The 25548-nt window shown below is 71.8% G+C and carries 23 protein-coding genes; 10 read left to right on the top strand and 13 right to left on the bottom strand.

Features of this window, described 5'->3' with window-relative positions; translation table 11 throughout:
- Positions 1-38: 38 nt before the first annotated feature.
- The gene (locus ABEG17_RS07400; protein ID WP_406832637.1) at positions 39-1658 is read right to left on the bottom strand and encodes a metallophosphoesterase; all 1620 of its coding nucleotides are present in this window, start codon (positions 1656-1658) and stop codon (positions 39-41) included.
- Between the two features lie 55 nt (positions 1659-1713).
- On the opposite strand from ABEG17_RS07400, the gene ABEG17_RS07395 reads away from it, so the two are divergent.
- The 3 genes from ABEG17_RS07395 (at position 1714) to ABEG17_RS07385 (ending at position 5447) form a co-directional block, all read left to right on the top strand.
- Positions 1714-2424 carry an HAD-IA family hydrolase gene (locus tag ABEG17_RS07395; protein WP_406832636.1) on the top strand — a complete coding sequence of 237 codons (711 nt, stop codon included), beginning with the start codon at positions 1714-1716 and terminating at the stop codon, positions 2422-2424.
- A gap of 10 nt (positions 2425-2434) precedes the next feature.
- Positions 2435-4090: an FAD-binding dehydrogenase gene (locus ABEG17_RS07390; protein ID WP_406832635.1), complete on the top strand. Its 1656-nt coding sequence runs from the start codon at positions 2435-2437 to the stop codon at positions 4088-4090.
- Positions 4091-4151: 61 nt separating this feature from the next.
- Complete coding sequence (locus ABEG17_RS07385; RefSeq protein ID WP_406832634.1) at positions 4152-5447, top strand: MFS transporter; 1296 nt, start codon at positions 4152-4154, stop codon at positions 5445-5447.
- A gap of 26 nt (positions 5448-5473) precedes the next feature.
- Here ABEG17_RS07385 and ABEG17_RS07380 read toward each other — a convergent pair whose 3' ends face one another.
- The 12 genes from ABEG17_RS07380 to ABEG17_RS07325 all read right to left on the bottom strand — a co-directional run bounded on the left by ABEG17_RS07380 (position 5474) and on the right by ABEG17_RS07325 (position 17845).
- Positions 5474-6064, bottom strand: coding sequence for a bacterial proteasome activator family protein (locus tag ABEG17_RS07380; RefSeq protein WP_406832633.1), 591 nt, complete (start codon positions 6062-6064; stop codon positions 5474-5476).
- An 81-nt stretch (positions 6065-6145) separates the two neighbouring features.
- Positions 6146-8992 carry an FtsX-like permease family protein gene (locus ABEG17_RS07375; protein ID WP_406832631.1) on the bottom strand — a complete coding sequence of 949 codons (2847 nt, stop codon included), beginning with the start codon at positions 8990-8992 and terminating at the stop codon, positions 6146-6148.
- A gap of 7 nt (positions 8993-8999) precedes the next feature.
- Positions 9000-9740, bottom strand: a complete 741-nt coding sequence (locus ABEG17_RS07370; RefSeq protein WP_406832630.1) for an ABC transporter ATP-binding protein — start codon at positions 9738-9740, stop codon at positions 9000-9002.
- Positions 9737-10396: a PadR family transcriptional regulator gene (locus ABEG17_RS07365; protein WP_406832629.1), complete on the bottom strand. Its 660-nt coding sequence runs from the start codon at positions 10394-10396 to the stop codon at positions 9737-9739. The genes ABEG17_RS07370 and ABEG17_RS07365 overlap by 4 nt, the downstream gene beginning before the upstream one ends.
- A 114-nt stretch (positions 10397-10510) precedes the next feature.
- On the bottom strand, positions 10511-11791 hold the full coding sequence (locus tag ABEG17_RS07360) for an MFS transporter (RefSeq protein WP_406832627.1): 1281 nt from the start codon (positions 11789-11791) through the stop codon (positions 10511-10513).
- 180 nt (positions 11792-11971) lie between these two features.
- Positions 11972-12334, bottom strand: a complete 363-nt coding sequence (locus tag ABEG17_RS07355; protein ID WP_406832626.1) for a DUF1304 domain-containing protein — start codon at positions 12332-12334, stop codon at positions 11972-11974.
- Between the two features lie 67 nt (positions 12335-12401).
- Complete coding sequence (locus ABEG17_RS07350) at positions 12402-13379, bottom strand: NAD(P)H-quinone oxidoreductase (RefSeq protein ID WP_406832625.1); 978 nt, start codon at positions 13377-13379, stop codon at positions 12402-12404.
- Positions 13376-13969, bottom strand: a complete 594-nt coding sequence (locus ABEG17_RS07345; RefSeq protein WP_406832624.1) for a molybdenum cofactor guanylyltransferase — start codon at positions 13967-13969, stop codon at positions 13376-13378. The genes ABEG17_RS07350 and ABEG17_RS07345 overlap by 4 nt, the downstream gene beginning before the upstream one ends.
- Positions 13970-13994: 25 nt before the next feature.
- The gene (locus ABEG17_RS07340) at positions 13995-14651 is read right to left on the bottom strand and encodes a D-alanyl-D-alanine carboxypeptidase family protein (protein WP_406832623.1); all 657 of its coding nucleotides are present in this window, start codon (positions 14649-14651) and stop codon (positions 13995-13997) included.
- 51 nt (positions 14652-14702) lie between these two features.
- Positions 14703-15464, bottom strand: coding sequence for an IclR family transcriptional regulator (locus ABEG17_RS07335; RefSeq protein WP_406832622.1), 762 nt, complete (start codon positions 15462-15464; stop codon positions 14703-14705).
- Positions 15465-15470: 6 nt separating this feature from the next.
- Complete coding sequence (locus tag ABEG17_RS07330; protein ID WP_406832621.1) at positions 15471-16142, bottom strand: response regulator; 672 nt, start codon at positions 16140-16142, stop codon at positions 15471-15473.
- Complete coding sequence (locus tag ABEG17_RS07325; protein ID WP_406832620.1) at positions 16139-17845, bottom strand: ATP-binding protein; 1707 nt, start codon at positions 17843-17845, stop codon at positions 16139-16141. The genes ABEG17_RS07330 and ABEG17_RS07325 overlap by 4 nt, the downstream gene beginning before the upstream one ends.
- Positions 17846-17951: 106 nt before the next feature.
- Between ABEG17_RS07325 and ABEG17_RS07320 the strand changes: the two genes are divergently transcribed.
- The 7 genes from ABEG17_RS07320 (at position 17952) to hutU (ending at position 25389) form a co-directional block, all read left to right on the top strand.
- Positions 17952-18962 carry a Bug family tripartite tricarboxylate transporter substrate binding protein gene (locus tag ABEG17_RS07320; protein ID WP_406832619.1) on the top strand — a complete coding sequence of 337 codons (1011 nt, stop codon included), beginning with the start codon at positions 17952-17954 and terminating at the stop codon, positions 18960-18962.
- Positions 18959-19474, top strand: a complete 516-nt coding sequence (locus ABEG17_RS07315; RefSeq protein WP_406832618.1) for a tripartite tricarboxylate transporter TctB family protein — start codon at positions 18959-18961, stop codon at positions 19472-19474. The genes ABEG17_RS07320 and ABEG17_RS07315 overlap by 4 nt, the downstream gene beginning before the upstream one ends.
- Positions 19474-21051 carry a tripartite tricarboxylate transporter permease gene (locus tag ABEG17_RS07310; RefSeq protein ID WP_406832617.1) on the top strand — a complete coding sequence of 526 codons (1578 nt, stop codon included), beginning with the start codon at positions 19474-19476 and terminating at the stop codon, positions 21049-21051. The genes ABEG17_RS07315 and ABEG17_RS07310 overlap by 1 nt, the downstream gene beginning before the upstream one ends.
- Position 21052: 1 nt before the next feature.
- A complete protein-coding gene (locus ABEG17_RS07305; RefSeq protein WP_406832616.1) occupies positions 21053-21445 on the top strand; it encodes a universal stress protein in 393 nt (130 codons plus the stop codon).
- A gap of 3 nt (positions 21446-21448) precedes the next feature.
- Positions 21449-21946: a ribonuclease E activity regulator RraA gene (gene rraA / locus ABEG17_RS07300; RefSeq protein ID WP_406832615.1), complete on the top strand. Its 498-nt coding sequence runs from the start codon at positions 21449-21451 to the stop codon at positions 21944-21946.
- 82 nt (positions 21947-22028) lie between these two features.
- Complete coding sequence (hutH, locus tag ABEG17_RS07295) at positions 22029-23612, top strand: histidine ammonia-lyase (protein ID WP_406832614.1); 1584 nt, start codon at positions 22029-22031, stop codon at positions 23610-23612.
- 118 nt (positions 23613-23730) lie between these two features.
- The gene (gene hutU / locus ABEG17_RS07290; protein ID WP_406832613.1) at positions 23731-25389 is read left to right on the top strand and encodes a urocanate hydratase; all 1659 of its coding nucleotides are present in this window, start codon (positions 23731-23733) and stop codon (positions 25387-25389) included.
- The last annotated feature ends 159 nt before the right edge of the window (positions 25390-25548 follow it).

Here is a 25548-nt window from a genome sequence, read left to right as displayed (position 1 = left end):
CGAAAGGTGCTGCGCCGCATACGGACTCGTGCTGGTGCTCAAGGCAGGGGCGCGGCCACCCGCTCCGTCGTCGGTTCCTGGTCGGCCGAGCAGGTCCGGGGCTCCGGCGGAGCCTTCGAGCCGGGGGTGCTGATGGGGGTGGGCACGGGCGGCAGCTCCGACTCGATGCGCGTTCCGTTGATGAGGGTCACGTCGTCGTAGGCGGGGCGCCCCTCGATGACGTTGCGGAACTGGTAGCGCGTCAGCGAGTTGAGGTGGCAGTCCTCACCGAACGCGGCGATGTCGAACGCGGACGGCTGACCCGTGAGCTCCTCTCCCTTGGCCGCCTGGAGGAAGTGGCTGAACGCCCCGCCGCCGGTGAAGGTGCCGACGCCGATGGTGTTGCCGTCGAGCTGGTCGGTGTGCAGGTGGCCGTGGACCTTGATGCCCGACGGCTGGTCGATCGCGTCGACCGCTCCCGGCTCGTGCGCGACGAGCACGTCGGGCGGGGCGACGTCGGCCATGGCCTCGGCGAACCGCGCCGCAGGAGCCTTCTGCTTCTGCGCGTTGTCGCGGTTGTCGTCGCCGAACCAGCGGGGGTCGTTGAACCCTGCGATGCGGATGCCGCCGATGCTCTGCACGGTGTAGCTGTCCTGGTCCGGCTCGAGCAGGACGACGTTGGGGATCTTGGCGAGGGCGCGCAGCACCTCGGTGTCGGCGGCGGACCGGGCGTCGTGGTTCCCCTTGACGAAGATGTAGGGCACCCCCAGCGAACGGATCCCCCCGAGCACCCCGGAGGCCTGCGCCTCGGCGAGGGTGCCGAAGTTGACCAGGTCGCCGGAGTCGATGACCGCGCTCACCTGCTCCTGGGCGATGATCGTCTTCATCAGTGGGTACTGGTTGGCGCCGTGGATGTCGGACACCAGCAGCAGCCGTGCTGCGACCGGTTTGCCCAGCACCTGCGGGGAGTACTTGTCCTGCAACGCCGCAGACAGGGCGAGCAGGTTCTTCAGGTAGGGCGTGGTCTGTTCGGCCCGGGTCTCGACGCCGGCCAGCAGGTCGGCGTTGCGCTGCACCGCACCGAGGATCCCCGTGGTGGTGAACCGGTCCAGCCGTTCAGGGCGGTAGCCGAAACCGATGCTGGCGAAGGTCACCGCACAGGCCACCAGCCAGCACGCCGCGGCGATCAGGACACGACTGGCGCGAGGGCGCTGTCGAGCCCACGCGGCATACGCACCGACGGCGAGGAGGGTCACGGTGAGGGCGCCCGCGGCGAACCGCAGGGCGAGGCCGATGGCGGCGTCACGCGCGGCGCGTTCCAGCTCCAGGGGGCCGGGCTGCAGCGAGCTGATCGAGATGTTGGGTCGGGCCAGCAGGTCGGTGATGTGCTCCTTGACCTGCACGTTGGCGATGACACCGGGACCGCTGACGGGGCCGGCGAAGTCGAGGTGGATGTCGCCGAACACCGTCGGGCTCTGGATCGTGCCCAGGTCCGTGGGGTCCGCCGACAGCCGCAAGGTCGCGCCGTAGTTGAGCGTGTCCACCGAGGTCGGGAAGAGCGTCGTGGCTGCCACCCCACCGATGCAGGCGCCCACCACGAGCGCCAGGGCCGCACCGGTCCTCACCACGGCAGCGGGCACTCGCCGCCGGTGGCGTGGGCGTGCGGCGGGAGGGCTCACCGCTTCACCGTAACCGGGTCTGCGTTCCCGCCGCGCACTGCCTACGCTGTCCGGTATGCCGGGAACCGTGGGATCGCTGGACGGGCTTGACTTCGCCGCCGTGCTGTTCGACATGGACGGGACCCTGATCGACTCGATCCCCGTGGTCATCCGGAGCTGGCTGCGGTGGGCGCAGGAGGAGGGTGTCGACCCCGCGCGGCTCGTGGGGTTCCACGGGGTGCCGGCGAGAGGGATCGCCGAGAAGCTGCTGCCCCCCGAGCGGGTCGATGCCGCCGTGGACCGCATCGAGGCGATCGAGGTGGCCGACACCGAGGGCATCACCGTCCTGCCGGGCACGCTCGACGCGCTCGCGACGCTCACGGGTGCCGGCCCCGCCAACCCGGCCACCGGAGTCGCCGGCGACCTGTGCGCGATCGCCACCTCGTGCACCCTGCCGCTGGCGGACGCGAGGATCGCTGCGACCGGGCTGCCCGTGCCTCGCGTCGTCGTCACCGCCAGTGACGTGCGCAGGGGCAAGCCCCACCCCGACCCGTTCCTCCTCGCAGCGCGGCGGCTCGGTGTCGACCCCCGTGAGTGCCTCGTGGTGGAGGACGCGCCGGGTGGGCTCGAGGCGGCCCGGGCCGCGGGGTGCGCCACCCTGGCCGTCACCACGACCACCGTCCCGGCCGACCTGATCGCCGACGCCGTGGTGGCCACGCTGGGGGACGTCCGGTTCAGCGTGGTCGGGGGCCGCGTTCGCGTGACGGGTGTCGACGCCGACGCGTAGTTTGGCGGGCATGGACGCTGACGTCATCGTGGTCGGAGCCGGCCTCGCCGGGCTCGTCGCCACCGCCGAGCTCGCGGACGCCGGGCGTCGGGTGCTGGTGGTCGACCAGGAGAGCCCCGTCAACATCGGCGGCCAGGCGTTCTGGTCGTTCGGTGGGCTGTTCTTCGTCGACAGCCCCGAGCAGCGCCGGATGGGCATCAAGGACTCCACCGAGCTCGCACTCGCCGACTGGATGGGTTCGGCCGGCTTCGACCGGCTCGAGGACCAGGACCGGTGGGGTGTGCGCTGGGCGCAGGCCTACGTAGACTTCGCCGCGGGCGAGAAGCGCTCCTGGCTGCACCAGCAGGGGATGCGCTGGTTCCCGGTCGTCGGGTGGGCCGAGCGCGGCGACGGCACCGCGACCGGACACGGCAACTCCGTCCCCCGCTTCCACATCACCTGGGGCACCGGGCCCGGCGTGGTGGAGCCGTTCCTGCGCCGGGTGCGCGAGCACGTCGCCTCCGGCAGGGTCGAGCTGCGGCACCGCCACCGCGTGGACGAGCTGCTGACCCACGACGGGACGGTCACGGGAGTGCGCGGCACCCTCCTCGCCGCCGACGACGCCGAGCACGGCCGACCCACCTCACGGGAGTCCGTGGGCGAGTTCAGCCTCGAGGCCCAGGCGGTCGTCGTCACCAGCGGCGGCATCGGCGCCGACCACGACCTGGTCCGGGCCAACTGGCCGGACCGGCTCGGCACCCCGCCGGCCCACATGCTCACCGGCGTCCCCGCATACGTCGACGGACGGATGCTTGCCATCACCGAGGCCGCGGGTGGGCGCCTGGTCAACCGTGACCGCATGTGGCACTACGTCGAAGGCATCGAGAACCACTCACCGCTGTGGCCCTCCCACGCGATCCGCATCCTGCCGGGCCCGAGCTCGCTGTGGTTCGACGGCAACGGTGACCGGCTGCCCGCACCGTTGTTCCCCGGGTTCGACACCCTCGGGACGCTGGCCCACCTGCGCCGGACGGGGCACGACCACAGCTGGTTCATCCTCACCTCGAAGATCATCGGCAAGGAGTTCGCGCTGTCGGGCTCCGAGCAGAACCCCGACCTCACGGGGAAGTCGGTCAAGGACGTCCTCGGCCGGGCCCGGGCGGACATGCCGGCTCCGGTCCGGGCGTTCGTCGACCGTGGTGCCGACTTCGTCAGCGCTGACACCCTGCGCGAGCTCGTCGCCAAGATGAACGCCCTCACGCCGCACGCCCCGCTCGACCCGGCCCACATCGAGCGCCAGGTCGTGGCCCGCGACCGCCAGGTCGACAACGACTTCAGCAAGGACGCCCAGCTCACCGCCATCCACGGGGCCCGGAACTACCGTGGTGACAAGCTGATCCGCACCGCGACGCCACACAAGATCCTCGATCCCAAAGCCGGCCCGCTCATCGCCGTCCGCCTCAACATCCTCACCCGCAAGACCCTCGGCGGCCTCGAGACGGACCTGTCCGGGCGCGTCCTGTCCGCGTCGGGTGAGCCGGTGCCCGGACTGTATGCCGCGGGCGAGGTCGCCGGGTTCGGCGGCGGTGGGGTGCACGGCTACCGCGCCCTCGAAGGCACCTTCCTCGGCGGCTGCCTGTTCTCCGGCCGGGTCGCGGGTCGCGCCGCAGCAGCCGCCGTCAGCTGACCCCGCCCCCTGTGCGCCTGCGATGCATCAGGTCCCGACGTCCTGAGGCAGACTCCAGCCCATGACCGACGAGGGGGCCGGAGCCACGGTGCGCGCGCAGCACGTCGACGGGCGGCTGCGTGACGACCGTGACTTCCGGTTGTACTGGCTGGCGCGCATCGTCTCGCTCACCGGGTCGCTCATCACCGTCGTGGCGATGCCCGTCCTCGTCTACACGCTCACGGGTTCGGCTGCCCTGACCGCCCTCACGGCGACCCTGGATGCGTTGCCCTACCTGCTGATCGGGTTGTTCGCCGGAGCACTCAGCGACCGCTGGAACCGTCAACGCGTCATGGTCGCCGCCGACCTGGTCAACGTCGTCGTCATCGGCTCGGTCCCTGTCGCCCACTTCCTCGGCGTCCTGACCGTGCCCCACGTGCTGGCGGCGGGATTCGTCGCCCAGTGCCTCTTCACCTTCTTCGACGGCGCCAACTTCGGGGCCCTGCCCGTGCTCGTGGGGCGGGAGCGGGTAGGTGACGCCAATGCCGCCATCTGGGGCGTCGGCGGCGTCCTCGACCTCGTCGTGCCGGCAGGGGTCGGGCTGGCGCTCGCGGTGGTGCACCCCTCGACGTTGCTCGCCGTCGACGCGCTGACCTTCCTCGGCTCGGCCCTGCTGGTGCGCTCGATCCGGCGAGCGCTGTCGTCCACGCGCGACCACCGCGACCCGTTGCGCCCGAGGGTCGTGCTGCGCGACGTCCGCGAAGGGGTGCGGTTCCTCTGGAGTCACGACGGCGTCCGCTCCCAGACCGTCGTGGGCATGCTCCAGTCGACCGGCGGCGCGGGGTTCGTCGCCCTGTTCGTGCCGTGGGCCGACCAGGTCCTCCACATCGGCACCTCGGGCTGGCGGTTCGGGCTCGTCTTCGCCGTCTGGGGTGTGGGCGGGGTGCTCGCCTCCGCCCTGGTCTCACCCCTGACGCGGAGGTACTCCGTGGCGATGGTGACGCTCGGCGCCATACCGGTGTCGGCGGCGGCGGGGATCGCGACGGCGCTGGTCACCGACTGGGTGCTGGCCTCGATCGGGATGGTGGTGTGGGGCATCGCCTACCAGCTCGTGCTCATCACGTCCTTGACCTACCGCATGCAGGTCACGCCCGAGCACCTCCTCGGCCGCGTCAACACGGCGGGCCGCATGCTCTCGTGGGGCTTGGGCTGGACCCTCGGCTCGGTCGCCGGCGGGGCGCTGGCCGCCGCGACCTCGGTGCACGTGGCCATGGTGTCGTTGGTCTCGGTGGGGGTGCTGGCAGCGGTGTTCGCGTGGTGGTCACCGTTGCGTCAGATCGCCGCCCACCCCCGGGTCGTCAACGGCACGCCTGCTTGAGCCCGCCTGAGCGGGCTACCGGCCGGCTACAGGTACTGGCCCGTGGGGCCGCCCTCGCCGGGGAGTCCGGGCAAGCCGGGACCGTCCTGGCCCGGGTGGTCCTGGTGACCGGGAGGCAGGGCGCGGCGCATCTGGGCGAGCTGCTGCTGAGCGGCCATCTGCTGGGCGAACAACGCCGTCTGGATCCCGTGGAACAGTCCCTCGAGCCACCCGACGAGCTGCGCCTGCGCGATCCGCAGCTCGGCGTCCGTGGGGGCGTGGCCCTCCTCGAACGGCAACGCGATCCGCTCGAGCTCCTCGATCAGCTCCGGCGCCAGGCCGTCCTCGAGCTCCTTGATCGAGCGGCGGTGGATCTCGGCGAGACGCACCCGACCGGCTTCGTCGAGCGGGGAGTTGCGCACCTCCTCGAGCAGCTGCTTGATCATCGAGCCGATCCGCATCACCTTGGCCGGCTGCTCGACGAGGTCGGCCGGGTTGGTCGGGCCGTCCTCGTCGCCGTCGTGCGGGTGCACGCCCATGCCGTCCTGGGTCACCACGACGACGCGCTGCTGCTCACCAGCGGAGGCGGAGGGGTCGGCCGTGGTCTCGTCGGGACCGTTCGGGGTCAGTGCGCTCATGGCTCCCATCCTGCCGCAGAGCGGGGTGTGGTCCACCGTGGGTGCGGGGGTCCCCCGACCTGCACCCACGGTGGACCGGTCTCAGTCGGCCCGACGACTCATCATCGGCGCCGTGCGGATCGCCACGGCCGAGAGCAGTCCGGCCAGCAGCGGGACACCCACGACCACGAGAAGCAGCGGCGTCCAGGGAATGTCGAGGTAGGGGCCCGTGGTGGTGTCGAGGCCGGTGACCGGGTCGTAGTTGCTGTTGCGGGTCAGCGGGTAGGACACGGCGATGCCGGGCACCAGCCCCACGGCGATCCCGAGAACCGCGCCGATGAAGCCGACCACCATTGCCTGGGAGGCGGCAAACCCACGACGGGTGCGGCGGGTTGCTCCGACCGCTGCGAGCGTCCCCTGGTCGGACTGCTGCTCTGCCATGGACAACGCGGTGGAGATGAGGGTGACGATCAGGATGAGCAGCGCGGCGGCGCCCATCATGATCTTCATGACCGTCTCGTCGTACCGCTGGAAGCCGCGTTCGACGTAGAGCGCGCCACCGTCCCCGATGAGTTCGTCGAGCCGCTTCTGGGTGTCCTTGCCGATCGACCCGGAGGGGTCACGCAAGAGGACGAGCTCCTGCTGCATCGGCCAGCCGAGCCGCTTGGCGGTGGTGTCGGCGACGAGGGCGCCCGACTGGCTCGGCATGCTTCCGTCGCGCATTCGGCTCGTCGGGACGCCGATGACGGGCAGCGCCTGGGACGACTTCTGGACGACGTCCTTGGCGACGTAGGTGGCCGGGTCCATGGTGAACGTGCCGGACACGAGGGTGAGGGACCGTTCCCGGTTCAGGGAGTCGAGCGCGACGGCGATCCCGCCGTCGGCGATGACCTTGGCCTGGGTGGCGTCGAGGTCCAGCCGCCTGACGATCTCAGTGGTGGGCAGCACCCCGATCTGGCCCCGGTCGTAGGCGGTGGAGCCGAGCCGTTGGCAGCTGCTCGGGGCGTTCGACGGCAACGTCTTGGCTGTGTCGCACCCGGCAGGCACCGCGGACACGAAGGGCAGCGGCTTCTGCATGCTCTCGGCGTTCCCCGACATCGGGTCCTCCGCCGGCCGGACGGTGAAGTAGGGAGTCTGCACCAGCTCTGGCGCCTGCCGAAGGGCGGCGGCGGTGGACAGCCTGACCTCGGCGTCGCCGGTGTAGGCGACGCCTTCGCCAGGGGACCCCTGTGGCTGGTAGTTCGCCATCTGCTGCTTGGTGTCGCTGGCGAGCCCGATGCTGAACGCGGTCAGGGCCACCACCCCAGCGAGGATGGCGGCAACGGTGGGCGTCGAACGCGAACGGTGACGGGCCGCGTCACGGGTCGCCATGCGAGGTGCCACCGGCAGACGGGAGGCGAGCCGCCCGAACAGGACCAGCAGGGCCGGCACGAGCAGGAGTGTCCCGAGCACGAGGGCGATCGACCCCAGGGCGACCTGCACCTCGTTGCCCCCGGCGATCGCTGTCGAGAGCACCACGAACCCACCAGCCACGGCCAGGAGGACGCCGATCAGGGGCGCGATCTTGTTGAGCCGCGGCGAGACGCTCTGGCCCCGCATCACCCCGATGATGTCGAGCCGACCGAGCCGCAGTGACGGCAGGAGTGCAGCCACGACGGCGCTGAGGACGGCACAGGGAAGGAGGATGGCGAAGGCGGTCCACGGGATGTCTACCGGCACCGAGGCGAAGCTCGTGGACGGGTGCGTCCTGACCCACCACCAGAGGCCGACACGCACCAGGGCGACACCGATGACCAGACCGCCCACCGCCGAGATGACGCCGAGCAGCACCGCCTGGGCGAGCACGGTGCGGCGCAGCTGGCGCACCTCCGCGCCGTTGGTTGCGGCGAGGGCGAGGGTACGTCGTTGTCGTGAGGCGCTGACCGCGAACGCCGGGCCGACGAGCAGGGTCGTGATGATGAAGAGCATCACGCCGCCGATCACGGCGATCATCCGACCGGTGTCGTTCGTGAAGCTCTCCTGCTGCTGCAGCTCCTGCGGGATCTCGCTCGCCGGCGGCGGGTTCTCGAGGACGGCGCGGCTGAACACGGTCAGGCCGTAGGTGTTGAGCTGCTGCACCTTCGCCCACGTCACGGGGGCGGCGTCGAGGATGACCCAGCCGGACTGACCGTTCCCTGCGAAGTTCTCGCCGGCACCGGGCGGCAGCGTCGGCACGACGAAGTCGGGTCGGCCGCCCCATTCGCTGAGGGCCTCGGCGGTGCCGACCACGGTGGCCGTGCGTTCGGAGCCTCCGGCCGACAGGGTGACGGTGCCCGACGTGGGGAGGCCCTTGGCGACCCCCGCCGGGGTGACGGCGACCTGGGTGGAGTCCGTACCCCAGGTCCCGCCAGTGAGGCGCGCCTTGGCGCCGAGGTCGATGCCACGGGGGTCGACCACCAGGCCGGAGACTCGGATCCGGCGCTCACCCTTGACGAGCCGGACCTCGGTGTCGGCGACAGGGACGGCCTTGCCGCCCACGAGACGACCGACGGCGTCGGCGTTCGCGGCCGGGGTGCCCTGGGTGGAGTAGCCCGGGATGGCGACTGCGGGGTTGTCTGAGCCGTATGAGGTCCCGCCCTGATTGGGGTCGGGCGTCTGCAACAGCTTGCCTTCGACGACGCCCTGGACGAGGGCCTGTCCGGTGCCCATCCGGGCCCCGATGAGATCGGTCGCGTCCGTCTGCTCGGTGGCGCCCACCGTCGCTGCGCCCGCCAACAGACCCACCGGGATGGCCACCATGAGGAACACGAGGATCGAACGGCCCTTGTGGCGGCGCAGGTCTCGACGCGCCATGCGCAGGGCGACGCGCCACGAGGCGCGCCAGCGGGCGAGCCGGGAACCGGAGGGCCCCGAGTCGGGACGCGGGGAGGAGGCCGAGGCCTCGGTCGAGGGTTCGGTGAGAGTGGTCATCGTCGCCTCAGACGGCCGGGTCGAGCAGGGCCTCGGCCGTCTGGGCCGAACCGGTGCTGTCGACGACGACCCCGTCCCGCAGGAACACCACCCGGTCGGCCCAGGCTGCATGCCGCGCCTCGTGGGTCACGAGCAGGCCGGCCGCACCGGCGTCGCAGCGCTCGCGCAGGACGCGGAGCACTCCCTCGCCGGTGTGCGAGTCGAGGGCTCCGGTGGGCTCGTCGGCGAGGACGAGGCGTCGGTCGCCGACCAGGGCGCGGGAGATCGCGACGCGTTGCTGCTGGCCGCCGGACATCTTGTCGGGGTACCGGTCGGCGAGCTCGGCGATGCCGACCAGCTCGAGGGCGTGTGTGGCCAGGCGCCGGGCCTTGCCGACCCGCAGGCCGTCGAGCTCGAGCGGCAGGGCGACGTTCTCGATCGCGGTGAGCGAGGGGATGAGGTTGAAGTCCTGGAACACGAACCCCACGCGTCGGCGCCGGAGCTTGGCCAGCGCGTCGCCCTTGAGGGTGCCGACGCTCTGCCCCTCGATGAGCACCTGGCCGCTGGTGGCGGCGTCGAGGCCTCCGGCGAGGTTGAGCAGGGTGGACTTGCCGGAGCCGCTGGGCCCCATGACGGCCACGAGCTCGCCGGCGTGCACGTCGAGGCTGACCCCGGCCAGCGCGCGGACGGCGGTGGAGTCGGTGCCGTGGACGCGGGTGACGTTGTCCAGTCGCAGGATCGGGTCGGTGGTGCGGTCGATGGTGTTCACGGTGCCCCCCTGAGCGTGGTGGAGATGGAGTCGTGCTGACCCGACGGCGCCCCGGCGGCGCCGGACCCCTCACCGTCGGTCGTGGGTATGGCGCGTGGCTGGCGCCGTGGCCGGCTCGCCTCGCGGATCAGCCGGGCCTCGACGTGGTCGAGCCAGCGGACCTCGGCCTCACCCGCGTAGATGAGGTTCTCGAGGACCAGGAGCCAGGCGAGGTCGACGCCGCCGTCGTCCTTGTCGGACTCGAGGTGGGTGGTGGCCCGCTGCTTGAGGCGGGTGAGGTCCTGCAGGTGCCTCAGGGTCGCCGTGCGCTGGGTCTGCACGACGCGGTTGACGTCGACCCCGTCGACGGTGACCGCGAGGGCGAGCTTGATGACGAGCTCGTCGCGCGGCGTGGTCTCGCGGTCCACCGGCGAGATCCACCACCGGGCGACCTCGGCGCGGCCCGTCCGGGTCAGGCGGTAGCTGATCCGGCCGTCGTCGTCGGCGCCGACGGCCTCGACGAGCCCGTCACGCTCGAGCCGCGCCAGCGTCGTGTAGACCTGTCCGACGTTGAGCGGCCAGGTCCCCCCGGTCCTGGCCTCGAACTCCGACCGGAGCCGGGCGCCGTACATCGGCTCCTGTGCGAGCAGGGCCAACAGCCCCTGGCGAACCGACACCGGCGCCCCTCCCCGTGCTCCCCGCCGGGTGGCCCCGGATCCGTGTCCCCTACATACCCAGTATTGGTGCTGGTGGGAGTAGGTATACCGAGTATCAGGCGCGGCCGTCAAGCATCAGGCGTGGACGACGCCGGCCGTGGCTCCGGCGACCTCGGCGGAGGGCGCGGGAGCCTCGGTGGGCTCCGCGTGCACGGTGGCAGGGCGGCGCAGGAGCCGCTGGCTCGCCAGTGACAGGAGCAGCGCCCCGGCGGCGGCCGACACGGTCACGGCGAAGGCCGCGGTGTGCCCGTGGTCGTCGGCGAGGCGTCCGGCCAGCGCCGAGCCGACGGCGTAGCCGAGGCCGGTGGCAGCCGCGAGGAGCGTCATGGCCGTGCCCACCTTGGAGGCGGGGGCGCTGCGCTCACCCATGGTGAAGTTGCTGATCATGTACGGCGCCACGACGAATCCGAGCACGAGCACGACGACCACGAGGGCGCCCAGGGAGTTCACCGCGAGCAGCGGCAGCGACAGCACGAACAGCCCGCCGGCCGCCACGGCCATCCTCAGCGGGAAGCCGAACCGCTCCGGCACCCCGGCGATCGCCAGTCCGGCGATCACGCTGCCGACGCCGAGCACGGAGTGCACGAGCCCGGCGATCCCGGCGTGGCCGACCGAGGTCGCCAGCACGCCGGTGCCGGTCTGCACCGAGCCGAAGAAGGCACCGATCAGGCCCTGCGCGACCATGAGGACGACGAGCGTGACCGACAGGACGCGCACCCGCGGCTGGCCGGTGCGCCGGGGGGCGTGGGCCAGCTTGGCGGTGGGGTGCAGGGCGAAGGCGCAGCCGAAGACCATGAGCAGCACCGAGGCCACCACCAGCCCGGCACCGGGGTCGGCGACGAGGATCAGCAGCCCGAGCAGTGCGGGGCCGAGGACGAAGGTCGCCTCGTCGGCCGCGCCCTCGTAGGAGAAGGCCGCCTCGACGAGGCGGGGCTGGCGGGCGCCGCTGTGGCGGGTGATCGGGCGCCAGCGGACGCGTGCCAGCGGCCCGATCTGGGGCAGGAACGCACCGCTCAGCCCGGCGGTCGCGGCGAGGGCGCCACCCGAGGCGTCCCGGTGGGCCAGGACGACGAGGGCCAGGAGGCCGAGGCCGCCGAGGACGGACTGGACCAGCACCACGGGGCGCTGGCCGACTCGGTCGGAGAGCACGGCGGCGACGGGGGAGCAGAGGGCGTTGGCGACGGCGAGGGCACCAGCGGCGAGGCCGCCCGCGGCATACGAGCCCGTCGTGCCGGACACGAGCAGGAGGGCGCCCATCTGGCTCATGGCCAGGGGCAGTCGTCCGACGAAGGCGATGACGACGTAGAAGGGTCCGGCGAGGCGGAGCAGGTGGCGGTAGGAGGCGATCGGCGACACGGGTTCTCGTCCTGGTTCTCTGGCCGCTCGTGCAGGGGCACGTCAACGGCTGGCGTGCGCCGAACCCACCTCCGAGGCGCACAGGAACCCTGAACATTCCGGGCGACGACCGCAGACGCGGCTGGTGCCGACCGCACCGGACGCGCCCAGTCTACCGGCGCGGAGCCGGTGCCGAGGACCTCAGCCGGCGAGCAGCACCGCGGCGAGGGCCACGGCACCCGGCAGCGCTTGCACGAGCAGGATCCGACGGCTCGCGGTGGCCGCGCCGAAGAGCCCTGCCACGACGACGCACAGGAGGAAGAAGACCCGGAACGCGAAGCGGTGCTCGGCCGGCCCCACCAGGCCCCAGAGCAGCCCGGCAGCGAGGAACCCGTTGTAGAGCCCCTGGTTGGCGGCGAGCGCCTTGGTGGACTCGGCGAACTCCGGGGTCAGCCCGAACGCCGCCCGTCCTCGCGGGGTCGTCCACAGCACCATCTCGAGCACGACGATGTAGACGTGGATGGCCGCAACGAGGGCGACGAGGACGACGGCCAGGGTGCTCACCCGAGGAAGGGTGGCAGGTGCCGTGGCCGTTGTCAGGCCGGCGCGACGAGAAGGCTCCGCGGAGCCGTCAGGGGGTGAGCAGGATCTTGCCGATGTGGCCGCTCTCCTCCAGCTCGCGGTGCGCGGCGGCAGCATCGGCGAGGGCGTGGCGGGAGTGGATGACGGGGCGGACCCGGCCGGCCTCGACCAGCGGCCAGACGTGCTCGCGGACCGCGGCGACGATGGTGGCCTTCTCGTCCGCGGGGCGGGCGCGCAGCGAGGTGGCGATGACCGCGGCACGCTTGCGCAACATGAGCCCCAGGTCGAGTTCGGCCTTCGTGCCGCCCTGCAGCCCGATGACGACCAGCCGGCCGTTCGTGGCGAGGGCCTCGACGTTGCGGGCGAGGTACTTCGCGCCCATGTTGTCGAGGATGACGTCGGCCCCGGCGCCACCGGTGGCAGCCTTGACCTCCTCGACGAAGTCCTGCTCGCGGTAGTTGACGAGGACCTCGGCGCCGAGCTCGCGGCAGGCCTCGAGCTTGGCGGCGGAGCCGGCCGTGACGATGACCCGGGCGCCGATCTCGCGGGCCAGCTGGATGGCCATGGTGCCGATGCCCGAGGAGCCACCGTGGATGAGGACGGTCTGGCCGGGGAGGAGGTTGGCGGTCATGAAGACGTTGCTCCACACCGTGTTGACGACCTCGGGCAGTGCGGCGGCATCCTCCAGCGAGATCCCCGAGGGGACGGGGAGGAGCTGCCCGGCCGGCACGCACACCAGCTCCGCGTAGCCACCACCGGACAGCAGCGCGCAGACCTCGTCGCCCACCGACCAGCCGGTCACTCCCTCGCCGAGGGCGTCGACGGTGCCGCTCACCTCCAGGCCGGGGTAGGCGGACGCGCCGGGCGGCGGGTCGTAGTGGCCCATCCGCTGCATGACGTCGGCACGGTTCACACCGGCGGCCGCGACCTTGACACGCACCTCACCGGCTGCGGGCTGGGGGTCGGGGACCTCGGCGAGGACGAGGGCGTCGGCGTCGCCGGGCGTGGGGAGGGTGATGGCCTTCATGGCTCGAGCCTAGAGCGGGCGATGGTGACGGCACGGTCGAGGTCGTCGGGGGTGTCGACGTCGAGAGCGCTCAGGTCGTCCAGCGCGACCACCACCGACCGCAACGGGTCGAGCAGCCGCATCAGCGGCGTCCCCGCGGCTGGGTCCGGAACCGCGGCGCGCAGAGCAACGGTCCGGTATGCCGCGAGCAGCGGTTGCAGGCGCCCGTCGGGGTCGCGTCCGACCACCGCGTCGAGCTCAGGTTCGGCCTCCAGGGTGGCGGCGAGGGCGGGCGCCGGGCCGGCGGCATACGGCATGTCCCCGCCCAGGACGACGACGGTGGGCGTTCCCACGTGTGGGAGCGCGGCGGCGAGGCCGGCGACGGGACCACCACCGGGTGGGTCCTCGCGGCACCAGGCGACCGTGCGGCGGGTGGCGCGGGCGGCTCCGACGCAGATGACGCGCCAGTCGTGCGGCAGCCCGTCGAGCAGGTGGTCCAGCACCGTGGTGTCGCCGAACGATGCCCTGGTCTTGTCGCCACCGAACCGCACGCCCGCGCCGCCGCACAGGACGACGGCGGTCGCGGTGGACGTTTCCGTGGGCTGGCTCATCCCGCCATTGTGGTGCGTGCGGAGCTCAGCCGGCGGCGTCGGGCTTGCGGGCCGGACAGACGTCGGTGGCCAGGTACTCGAAGTGCCACCACTCGTTGTCGTAGGCACGGCACACGCCATACCTCGCGCCGTGGTCCTCCAGCCAGGCGGCGACGTTCTCGGGTCGGACGTCGACGGCATAGCCCTTGACGTGCGCCGAGGCGAGCGGGGGCAGCACCCACCGGGTGGCCTCGGCGCGCGAGCCGTACTTCGTGACCGCGCGGTCGAAGAGCACCTGCTGGTAGCGCTCGCTGCGCCAGGCCGACTTGATCTGGGGAGACAGGCCGGCGGCCCTGGCCCCGGCGAACGCCGCCTTGAAGGCCGCCGCGGCGGCGGGCTGCATGTTCGTCGTACCGCTGACGGGGGCCGAGAGCGCGATGCTGGTGGTGGGAGCCGGGATCCGGTCGGTGACCACCGGTGCGAACCCGCTCGCCCCCGCCTCGTCCACCGGTGTGGTCGATCTCGGGGCAGGGGTCACGTCGACCGTCATCGCCGTGCGGGGAGAGCTGTCAGGCCGGGTCTGGTCGCCGTGCCGGACCGCATACGCAGTGGCACCGGAGACGGCCACGATCGTGAGGAGAACGACGACGGTCCGGCGCAGCCGCTCGCGACGACGCTCCGACATCCGCCTGTCCCCCGCCATCGAACTCACCCCCTCGTCAGTCACGTGAGTGTGCCAGCAGGAGAGCCGGATTCAGCGGACCCCGCCGATGCGAGCCGTCAGCGTCGCCGCGACCCGACCGACCGCGGCGACCAGCCGTGCACGCTCCGCGTCGTCGACCTCGGCGCGAGGGAAGGTGAGCGCGACACCGGCGACCGGGTGACCGGTGTGGTCGAGGACCGCCTGAGCCACCGACGACAGGCCGGCGCTCACGGAGTCGTCCTCGACGGCATATCCGCGCGCGCGGACGGCGGCGAGCTCGCGCCGGAGCTCGCTGACCGACGTGGGGCCGTGGCCGTCGCGCTGGACGAGCGAGTCACGGTGCGGGAACAGAGCACGCACCTGGGCGGGGGGCAGCTGCGCGAGCATGGCGAGGCCGCTCGCGGTGAGCGAGGCGGGGAGGCGCACGCCCACGTCGGTGACGAGCAGGGGACGCCCGGGCGCGCGTTCCTCGATGACGTAGAGGACGTCGCGCCCGTGCAGCACCGCCAGGTGGGCGTTGTGGGTCGTGGTGTCGACGAGCCGGCCGAGCAGGGGACGGGCGATGCGCTGCAACGGTGCCTGGCGCTGGTAGGCCGAACCCAGCTCGAAGGCGGCGACCCCCAGCCCGTATCGGCGCTCCTCCTCCAAGTGGGTCACGAAGCCGTGGTCGCGCAGGACCGCGAGCAGGTGGTAGGTCGTCGAGCGCGGGAGCCCGAGCTCCCGGGCGATCGCCCCCGCAGGCAGGGGTTCGGTATGGCGCGCCAGGAGGGTGAGCAGATCCAGCGTGTGCTTGGCCGCGGGTGCGTTCGCCACCCGGGCTCAACCGCCCCAGCGGTACCGGCGCTCGGGTCGCCCGGCGGACCCGTAGCGCAGGGAGACCTCGGCCTGGCCGATGCTGCAGAAGTACTCGAGGTAGCGACGGGCGCTGACCCGGCTGACCCCGACGAGCTCGGCAGCCTCCGAGGCGGACAGGTTGCCCCGGGCGTCGCGCAGCGCCGACTCGACGAGGGCCGCGGTCTGCGGGCTCATCCCCTTGGGCAGCGCAGCCACCGGGCCACCGCCCCCGCGGGAGAGCACGCGGTCGATGTCCTCCTGGCCGCGCACCTGGGCGTCGCTGAGCGCATCACGTTGCGCCGCATACCTCTCCAGGCGCTCGCGCAGGTCCTCGAATCCGAACGGCTTGAGCACGTAGTCGACCACGCCCTGCCGCAGGGCCCCACGGACGGCATCGGCCTCCTTCGCGGCGGTGATCACCATGACGTCGCAGTCGTGACCGGCGCTGCGCAGCTCGGCCAGCACGTCGAGCCCGAACTGGTCGGGGAGGTAGAGGTCGAGCAGGACGAGATCGGGTGACAGTGCTGCTGCGGCGGCGACCGCGTCGGTACCGGTGTGGCAGGTGCCGACCACCTCGAATCCCTCGACGCGGGAGACGAACCCGGTGTGGACGCGGGCCACCATGAAGTCGTCGTCGACGACCAGGACACGGATCATCGGCGCGCCTCGGAGGGGGTCTGCGCGGGGCTGCCGGCCGCCACGGCCTCGACGGGGGTGATGCCGAGCTGGGCCACGAACATCGCCCCGCCGCCCTCGTCGGTCCCGAGCCGGACCTCACCGCCGCGACGCTGGCAGACCAGCCGGGTCAGGGCCAGGCCGATGCCACGGTCGCCCGACGTCGCTGCCTTGGTCGTGAAGCCGTTGGCGAAGACCTCCTGGGCCACCTCGGGCCGGACACCGGGGCCGGAGTCGGTGACCGTGATCTCGACGCTGGAGGCATCCTGGCGGATGGCGACCTCGACCCACTGGGCGGACGCACTGCCGCTGACGGCGTCGATCGCGTTGTCGACGAGGTTGCCGACCACCGTGGCGACGTCGGCGGAGTCCTCGGTCTCGAGCCGGTCGAGGGAGGTCTCCTCGGAGATGCGCAGGTCGGCCCGCCGCTCCGAGGCGAGGGACGCCTTGGCCATGAGCAGCGCGGCGACGGCAGGGTCGCGCACCCGGCTGTTGACGAGCAGGTCGAGGGACTGACGGCGCTCGGTGACGGTGTCGACGTAACGCACGACCTCGTCGTACTCCTCGAGCTGGATCAGGCCGCTGATGGTGTGCAGCTGGTTGGCGAACTCGTGGGTCTGCGCCCGCAGCAGCTGGGTGGTGCTGCGGAACGAGCCCAGCTCGCGCTCGAGGTCGGCCAGGGCGGTCCGGTCGCGCAGGGTGGTGACGGTGCCCAGGTGCCGGCCGTCGCGGGTGACCCGCATACGGTTCATCACCAGCACCCGGCCGCGCCGGATGACGACCTCGTCCCGGGGACCCTCGGCATCGCTGCCGTCGGTGCTGTCGCTGTCGCTGTCGCGCGCGCCGTCGGGCCCGGTGCCGGTGAGGACGTCGAGCAGGCGCCCCTCGACGCGCAGGTCGCGCAGGCTCATGCCGACGGCGTGCTCGGGCAGGTCGAGCAGCCGGCGCGCCACGTCGTTGACCAGGGTGATCCGGTCGTGGGGGTCGAGGGCGAGGACTCCCTCGGCGATGCCGTAGAGCAGGGCCTCCCGGTGCTCGGCGAGCCCGGTGATCTCGTGCGGTTCGAGGCCGAGCGTCTGTCGTTTGATGCGGCGGGCGAGCAACCAGGAGCCGAGCACGCCCAGGAGGAGGGCGATGCCGAGGTAGGTGAGGAGGTAGGACGAGGCGCCGCGCAGGCGTTCCCAGATCGAGGGGAAGTCCTCGGCGATCATCACCGTGCCGATGTGCTCGCCGACGTGGTGCTCGACCAGGCTCAGCACCGGCACCTGGCTGACGAGCTGGCGGTCGCCGTCGACCTCCATGACGCCCGACCAGCTGGCGCCGACCCCGACGGAGCGCTGCCCGAGGGGCAGGGGCTTGGTCTCCAGCGACGGGTTCGTGGAGACCCGCACCTTCTCGTCCTCGTCAGCGATCGTCACCGTGGTGACCCTTGACTGCGTGACGGTCTGGAGGGCGATGGTCGCGAGGCCGGTGCGCTGTTCGGGGACGCCGAGGTTGGCCAGGACGAGGGGGTTCGCCGCCAGCTGCTCGGCGAGCGCCGAGACCCGGCGCCCCTCGACGCGGTTGAACGTCGCCTGGGACTGGGCCAGGGACACCGCGCCCACACTGACGAGCACCACCCCGATGATGGCCAGCTGGAGGAGAAGCAGCTGCCCGGCGAGGGTCCGCCGCCGCAGTCCACGCATGACCACTATGAACTCAACCTTCTCTGGTGACACAAGGGCGACGAATCGTCGGCGGGCGAGCACGATCATCTCGCTCGACCCACCCAACGCGAAAGAGGCCTCAACGATGAGCGCTCGATTCACCGGTCTGGTTGCCGCGGCAGCCGTGGCCTCCACCCTTTTGGTCTCCGCCTGCGGCGCCACCGCAGACAAGGGGACGGCGGCCAGCAGCGGCAGTGACGCCAAGCCCGCCACCGGACTGCAGATCATGGTCCCCAACGCCCCCGGCGGTGGCTACGACACCACCGCCCGCAGCGCGGCCAAGGTCCTGGAGGACGACAAGATCACCGGCAGCATGCAGGTGTTCAACCTCCCGGGCGCCGGTGGCACCGTCGGCCTGCAGCGCGTGGTGAACGAGAAGGGCAACGGCAAGCTCGCCATGCAGATGGGCCTCGGTGTCGTCGGCGCGGCCTACACGCAGAAGTCGAAGGCCACCCTGAACGACACCACCCCGATCGCCAAGCTGATCGAGGAGGCCGGTGCCATCGTCGTGCCGAAGGACTCGCCCTACAAGGACATCAACCAGCTCGTCACCGCCTGGAAGGCGAACCCCAAGAAGTTCGCCGTGGGTGGTGGGTCGTCCCCCGGCGGCCCCGACCACCTGCTGCCCATGCAGCTCGCGAAGGCCGTCGGCATCGACCCCAAGGACGTCAGCTACGTGACGTACGACGGTGGTGGCGAGCTGCTGCCCGCGCTGCTGGGCAACAAGATCGCCTTCGGCGCCAGTGGTTTCGGTGAGTTCCTCAGCCAGGTCGAGGCCGGCGACGTCCGCATCCTCGCCGTGACGAGCGAGAAGCCGGTCGACGTCCTCAAGGACGTGCCGACGCTCAAGGACAAGGGCATCGACCTGGTCTTCACCAACTGGCGCGGCATCGTGGCCCCTCCCGGCATCTCGGACGCGGACAAGAAGGTCTGGATCGACGCGCTGACCAAGATGCACGACTCCAAGGCCTGGAAGGCCGAGGAGGAGAAGCGGGGCTGGACCGACGCGTTCGCGACCGGTGACGAGTTCTCCACGTTCCTCAAGGACCAGGACACCTCGGTGGCCGACATCCTGAAGCAGCTGGGCCTGGCATGACCGAGCAGCACCCCGAGACCGTTCCGGGGATCCGGGACCGCGCACAGTTCGGACTGTGCGCGGGCCTGGCCCTCCTCGGTGCCTACGTCCTGTTCGACGCGAGCCGGATCAGCGACGTGTCCAGCAGCAACGACCCGGTCGGCCCCAAGCCCATGCCGATCCTGCTCGGGGTGCTGCTCATCGTCGTCGCCGTGTTCTACGCCGTCGACGTCGCCCGTGGTGGCCGCGGTGAGGCCGAGGAGGGCGAGGACATCGACCTGTCGACCAGCGTCGACTGGCGCACCATCGGTCTGCTCATCGGTGCGTTCGCCCTCAACGCCGTCCTCATCGAGCCCCTCGGCTGGGTGATCAGCGGGGCCCTGCTCTTCGCGGGCTCGGCCTTCGCGCTCGGCAACCGGCACCACATCCGTGGCCTGGCCATCGGCGTCGCCCTGTCCCTGATCACGTTCTACGCGTTCGCGGTCGGCCTCGGCGTCAACCTCCCGGCCGGCATCCTGCAGGGGATCCTCTGATGGACAACATCAACAGCCTCATCGGCGGCTTCGGCGACGTCCTGTCCCCGATGAACCTCCTCATCGCCCTCCTCGGTGTCACCGTCGGCACGGCCGTCGGTGTCCTGCCCGGCATCGGGCCGGCCATGACCGTCGCGCTCCTCCTGCCGATCACCTACGGCATGGAGCCGACCCAGGGCCTGATCCTCTTCGCCGGCATCTTCTACGGGGGCATGTACGGCGGCTCGACGACCTCGATCCTGCTCAACACCCCGGGTGAGTCCTCGTCGGTCGTCACCGCCATCGAGGGCAACAAGATGGCCAAGGCCGGCCGCGCCGCGCAGGCGCTGGCGACCTCGGCCATCGGCTCCTTCATCGCGGGCACCATCGGCACGCTCGGGATCGTCTTCCTCATGCCGCAGGTCGTGAAGTTCGCGATCAGCCTGGGGGCGCCGGAGTACCTCGCGATCATCCTGTTGACCTTCGTCGGAGTCACGGCCGTGCTGGGCGCCTCCCGGATCCGGGGGCTCGCCGCGCTGCTGGTCGGTCTGACCATCGGCGTCATCGGGATCGACTTCGTCACCGGTCAGCAGCGACTCACTGGTGGACTGCCGCAGCTCGCGGACGGCATCGACATCGTCGTGGTGGCCGTCGGCATCTTCGCGGTCGGCGAGGCCCTGTGGGTGGCCGCCCACCTGCGCCACAAAGCCGGGTCGGTCATCCCCGTCGGTCGTCCGTGGATGGGCCGCGAGGACTGGCGACGGTCCTGGAAGCCGTGGTTGCGCGGCACCCTGCTGGGCTTCCCGTTCGGCGCGATGCCGGCCGGCGGCGCGGAGATCCCGACGCTTCTCTCGTACACCGCCGAGAAGAAGCTCACCAAGCACCCCGAGGAGTTCGGCCACGGCGCCATCGAGGGCGTCGCCGGTCCGGAGGCGGCCAACAACGCCTCCGCCGCAGGCACGCTGGTCCCGATGCTCGCGCTCGGCCTGCCGACGAACGCCACCGCCGCGATCATGCTGGCCGCCCTGCAGGGTTGGGGCATCGAGCCGGGACCGCTGCTGCTCACCAAGGAGCCGGCCCTGGTCTGGGCCCTCATTGCCAGCCTCTTCATCGGCAACACGATGCTGCTGGTCCTCAACCTGCCGCTGGCTCCCGCGTGGGCCAAGCTGCTGCAGATCCCGCGTCCCTACCTCTACGCCGGCATCCTCTTCTTCGCCTGCATGGGTGCGTATGCCGTCAACGCCCAGGCGTTCGACCTGTGGCTGCTGCTCGGGCTGGGCCTGCTCGGCTTCGCGATGCGACGCTTCGGCCTGCCCGTCCTGCCGCTCATCGTGGGGGTCATCCTGGGCCCGCTCGTCGAGCGCAAGGGGCGCCAGTCGCTGCAGCTCACCGGCGGTGACATCTCCGGCCTGGTCGGCGGTCCCGTCGCGTGGTTCTGCTACGTGCTCATCGTGATCGCCCTCGCCTGGCCCCTGATCGGACTCCTGCGCGCTCGCCGCGGCGGTGGCGGTCCTGGCGGCCCTGGAGCCGGCGACAACGACCGACGCGACCCCGCCGCGAGTGCCATGGCCGGGTACAGCGCCAACTCGGAGGCCTGACATGACCGTTCTCGTGGGTTTCGTGCCCAACGCCCTCGGCGAGGCGGCCCTGACCGCGTCGGTCGCCGAGGCCCGCCGACGCGGCGAGCGCCTGCTCGTCGTGAACATGTCCCGCGACGACGTCCTGGTCGACGCCCGCCGCGCGGGGCACGAGCAGCTCGACCGGGTGCGCCGTGACCTCGACGAGCTCGACCTCGAGTTCGAGGTGCGCCAGATCGACGAGGGTGGTGACGCGGCCGAGGTGCTGCTCGACGTCGCGGAGCAGGAGGGGGTCTCGGTGATCGTCATCGGCCTGCGCCACCGCACCCCGGTCGGCAAGCTGCTGCTCGGCTCGGCCGCGCAGCGGATCCTGCTCGACGCCGACTGTCCGGTCCTCGCCGTGAAGGCGGCCTGAGTGATGGGCGACGCCAAGGGTGCCGCGCCGGGCAGCCCGGCCACCGCCGACCTCTACGACGAGCACGGCGAGGACCTCCAGTCCTGCTCCGTGCAGCTGCGTCACTACGGCGGGCACACCGCGTTCCACGGCACCATCGCCACGATCCGGTGCCACCGTGACAACGCGCTGGTCAAGGCCACCCTCAACGAGCCTGGCGAGGGCAAGGTCCTCGTCGTCGACGGCGGCGGCTCCCTGGAGTCGGCCCTGATGGGCGACCTCATCGCGGCGGCTGCGGTGGCGAACGGCTGGGCCGGCGTGGTCATCCACGGCGCCGTCCGCGACGTCGCCGCCATCCGCGAGCTGCCCATGGGTGCGCTCGCGCTGGGCTCCAACCCGCGCAAGAGCGCCAAGGACGGCGTCGGCGACCAGGACGTCACCGTGTCGTTCGGCGGCGTCGACTTCGTCCCTGGCCAGCAGCTGTGGGCCGACGAGGACGGGATCCTCGCGACCCGCGCCTGAACCGCGCCATACGTCTGGAATCCGAGACGGTATGCCGCGCGCAGGACTCCTGCGCGCGGCACTCCTCCGCTGCAATGGAGGCATGACCACCACTGCACCCTCCACCAGCACCGCGACGCCGGCCGCGACGGTGACCGTCGGGATCGGCGCGCTGTCGTTCGAGGACGTCGTCGCCGTCGCCCGCCACGACGCCCGGGTCGAGATCTCGCCCCAGTCGCTGGAGGAGGTGCGCCGCACCAGAGCGGTGATCGAGGCGCTGGCCGACGACGCCCAGCCGCACTACGGCGTCTCCACCGGGTTCGGCGCGCTCGCCACACGGCACATCCCCGTCGAGCTGCGCGCCCAGCTGCAGCGGTCGCTGGTCCGATCCCACGCCGCCGGCTCCGGCGCCGAGGTCGAGCGCGAGGTGGTGCGCGCGCTGATGCTGCTGCGCATCTCCACCCTCGCGACCGGACGCACCGGCATCCGCGAGGAGACCCTGTCGACGTACGTCGCGATGCTCAACGCCGGGATCACCCCGGTCGTCCACGAGTACGGCTCCCTCGGCTGCTCGGGCGACCTCGCCCCCCTGTCGCACTGCGCGCTCGCCCTCATGGGAGAGGGTGTCGTGCGCGACGCGGCGGGCTCGACGATGCCCACGGCCGAGGCCTTCGCCGCCGCCGGGATCACCCCGGTCGAGCTGCGGGAGAAGGAGGGCCTGGCCCTCATCAACGGCACCGACGGCATGCTCGGGATGCTCGTCCTGGCGATCACCGACCTGCGGATGCTCCTCAAGGTCGCCGACGTGACGGCGGCGATGAGCGTCGAGGGGCAGCTCGGGACCGACGACGTCTTCGCCGCGGACCTGCACGCCCTACGACCCCAGCGGGGCCAGGCCCTGTCGGCCGCGAACCTGCGCAAGCTCATGCAGGACAGCGCGATCCGCGAGAGCCACCGCGACCCCGAGGCCTGCACCCGCGTGCAGGACGCCTACTCCCTGCGCTGCTCGCCCCAGGTCGCCGGCGGGGTCCGCGACACCGTCGAGCACGCGGCGTCGGTGGCCGGGTTCGAGCTGGCGTCGGCCGTCGACAACCCCGTCGTCACCGCTGACGGACGCGTCGAGTCGAACGGCAACTTCCACGGGGCGCCGGTCGCCTACGTCCTGGACTTCCTCGCGATCGTGGCCGCCGACCTGGCCTCGATCTCCGAGCGCCGCACCGACCGGTTCCTCGACGTCTCGCGCAACCACGGGCTGCACGCCTTCCTCGCCGACGACCCGGGTGTCGACAGCGGCCACATGATCGCGCAGTACACCCAGGCCGCGATCGTCTCGGAGATGAAACGTCTCGCCGCCCCCGCCTCGGTCGACTCGATCCCGAGCAGCGCCATGCAGGAGGACCACGTCTCGATGGGCTGGTCGGCCGCCCGCAAGCTGCGACGGTCGGTGGACGGCCTCACCCGCGTGCTCGCCGTCGAGCTGCTGACTGCCGCCCGCGCGCTCGACCTCCGGGCGCCCCTGACCCCGGCACCCGCCACCGCAGCCGTCGTCGCCGCCCTGCGTGCTGCCGGTGCCCCGGCACCCGGCACCGACCGGTTCCTCGCCCCGGAGATCGAGACCGCGTTCCAGCTCGTCGCCAGCGGCGAGGCCCTCGCCGCGGCCGAGTCGGTCACCGGCCCGCTCGCCTGACCACACGCCATACGAGATGGTGGCAAACCGTCTCCACCCGCTCATGACAGCACGATCTGGCACCACCTCCCTGCACCACCTCGAACGCCCGCCACGAACTGCACCGAAGGAGAACGACATGGAAGGCGCCCGCCCCGTCCGCTCACCGCGCGGCACCCAGCTGACCCACGCCACCCACTGGGGGGCCGAGGCGCCGCTGCGGATGCTCATGAACAACCTCGACCCCGAGAACGCCGAGCGTCCCGACGACCTCGTCGTGTACGGCGGCACGGGTCGGGCGGCCCGCGACTGGAAGTCGTTCGACGCGATGGTCCGCACCCTGTCGACGCTCAAGCAGGACGAGACCATGCTCGTGCAGAGCGGTCGTCCCGTCGGTGTCATGCAGACCCACGAGTGGGCGCCGCGCGTCCTCATCGCCAACTCCAACCTCGTCGGCGACTGGGCGACGTGGCCGGAGTTCCGTCGCCTCGAGCACCTCGGGCTGACGATGTACGGCCAGATGACGGCCGGCTCCTGGATCTACATCGGCACCCAGGGCATCGTCCAGGGGACCTACGAGACGTTCGGCGCCATCGCGGAGAAGCGGTTCGGTGGGACCCTCGCCGGGACGCTGACCCTCACCGCCGGCTGCGGCGGCATGGGCGGCGCCCAGCCGCTGGCCGTCACGATGAACGAGGGCGCCTGCCTCATCGTCGACGTCGACGAGTCCCGGCTGCGCCGCCGGGTCGAGCACCGCTACCTCGACGAGATCGCCGGGTCGCTCGACGAGGCGATCGACAAGGCCGTGGCCGCCAAGAACGAGCGTCGGGCCTGGTCGGTCGGTGTCGTCGGCAACGCCGCCACGCTCTTCCCGGAGCTGCTGCGTCGTGGTGTCCCCATCGACATCGTCACGGACCAGACCTCGGCGCACGACCCGCTGTCCTACCTGCCCGAGGGGGTCTCGGTGGAGGACTGGCACGAGTACGCGGAGAAGAAGCCGGAGGAGTTCACCGACCGGGCGCGCGAGTCGATGGCCAAGCACGTCCAGGCCATGGTCGAGTTCCAGGATGCCGGCGCCGAGGTCTTCGACTACGGCAACAGCATCCGCGACGAGGCACGCAAGGGCGGTTACGACCGGGCGTTCGAGTTCCCCGGGTTCGTCCCTGCCTACATCCGGCCGTTGTTCTGCGAGGGCAAGGGCCCGTTCCGCTGGGCGGCGCTGTCGGGCGACCCCAAGGACATCGCGGCGACCGACAAGGCCGTCCTGGACCTGTTCCCGGACAACGAGCGGCTGCACAAGTGGATCCGCGGTGCCCAGGACCGGATCGCGTTCCAGGGCCTGCCCGCCCGCATCTGCTGGCTCGGTCAGGGTGAGCGCGACAAGGCCGGTCTCGCGTTCAACGAGCTCGTCCGCACGGGCGAGGTCAGCGCGCCGCTGGTCATCGGTCGCGACCACCTCGACACCGGTTCGGTGGCCAGCCCCTACCGCGAGACCGAGGCCATGCTCGACGGCTCCGACGCGATCGCCGACTGGCCCCTGCTCAACGCCCTCGTCAACACCTCGTCGGGCGCCTCGTGGGTCTCGATCCACCACGGCGGAGGGGTCGGCATCGGTCGCTCGTTGCACGCAGGTCAGGTCTCGCTGGCCGATGGCACCGAGCTCGCTGCCCAGAAGCTGGCCCGCGTGCTCACCAACGACCCCGCCATGGGTGTCATCCGGCACGTCGACGCCGGCTACGACATCGCCGAACGGACGGCCACGGAGCAGGGCATCCGCATCCCGATGCGGGAGGAGTGAGGAGCGGGACGACACTTCGTCCCGGTTGGCACCCCTGCCGGTGGGGGTTAGGCTCCTCCAGATCCGGTGCATTCCGGGCCCCTCGGGGCCCCGAGCGTGCTGTAGCTGTGCTGCACGTCCCCTGACTCAGGTCGGGATCTGCTCGGTCCGTGTGCGCGG

This window comes from Pedococcus sp. KACC 23699, from assembly GCF_045348425.1.
Lineage (GTDB): Bacteria > Actinomycetota > Actinomycetes > Actinomycetales > Dermatophilaceae > Pedococcus.
Note: the sequence above shows the minus strand (reverse complement) of the source record. Positions and strands in the feature narration are given on the sequence as shown.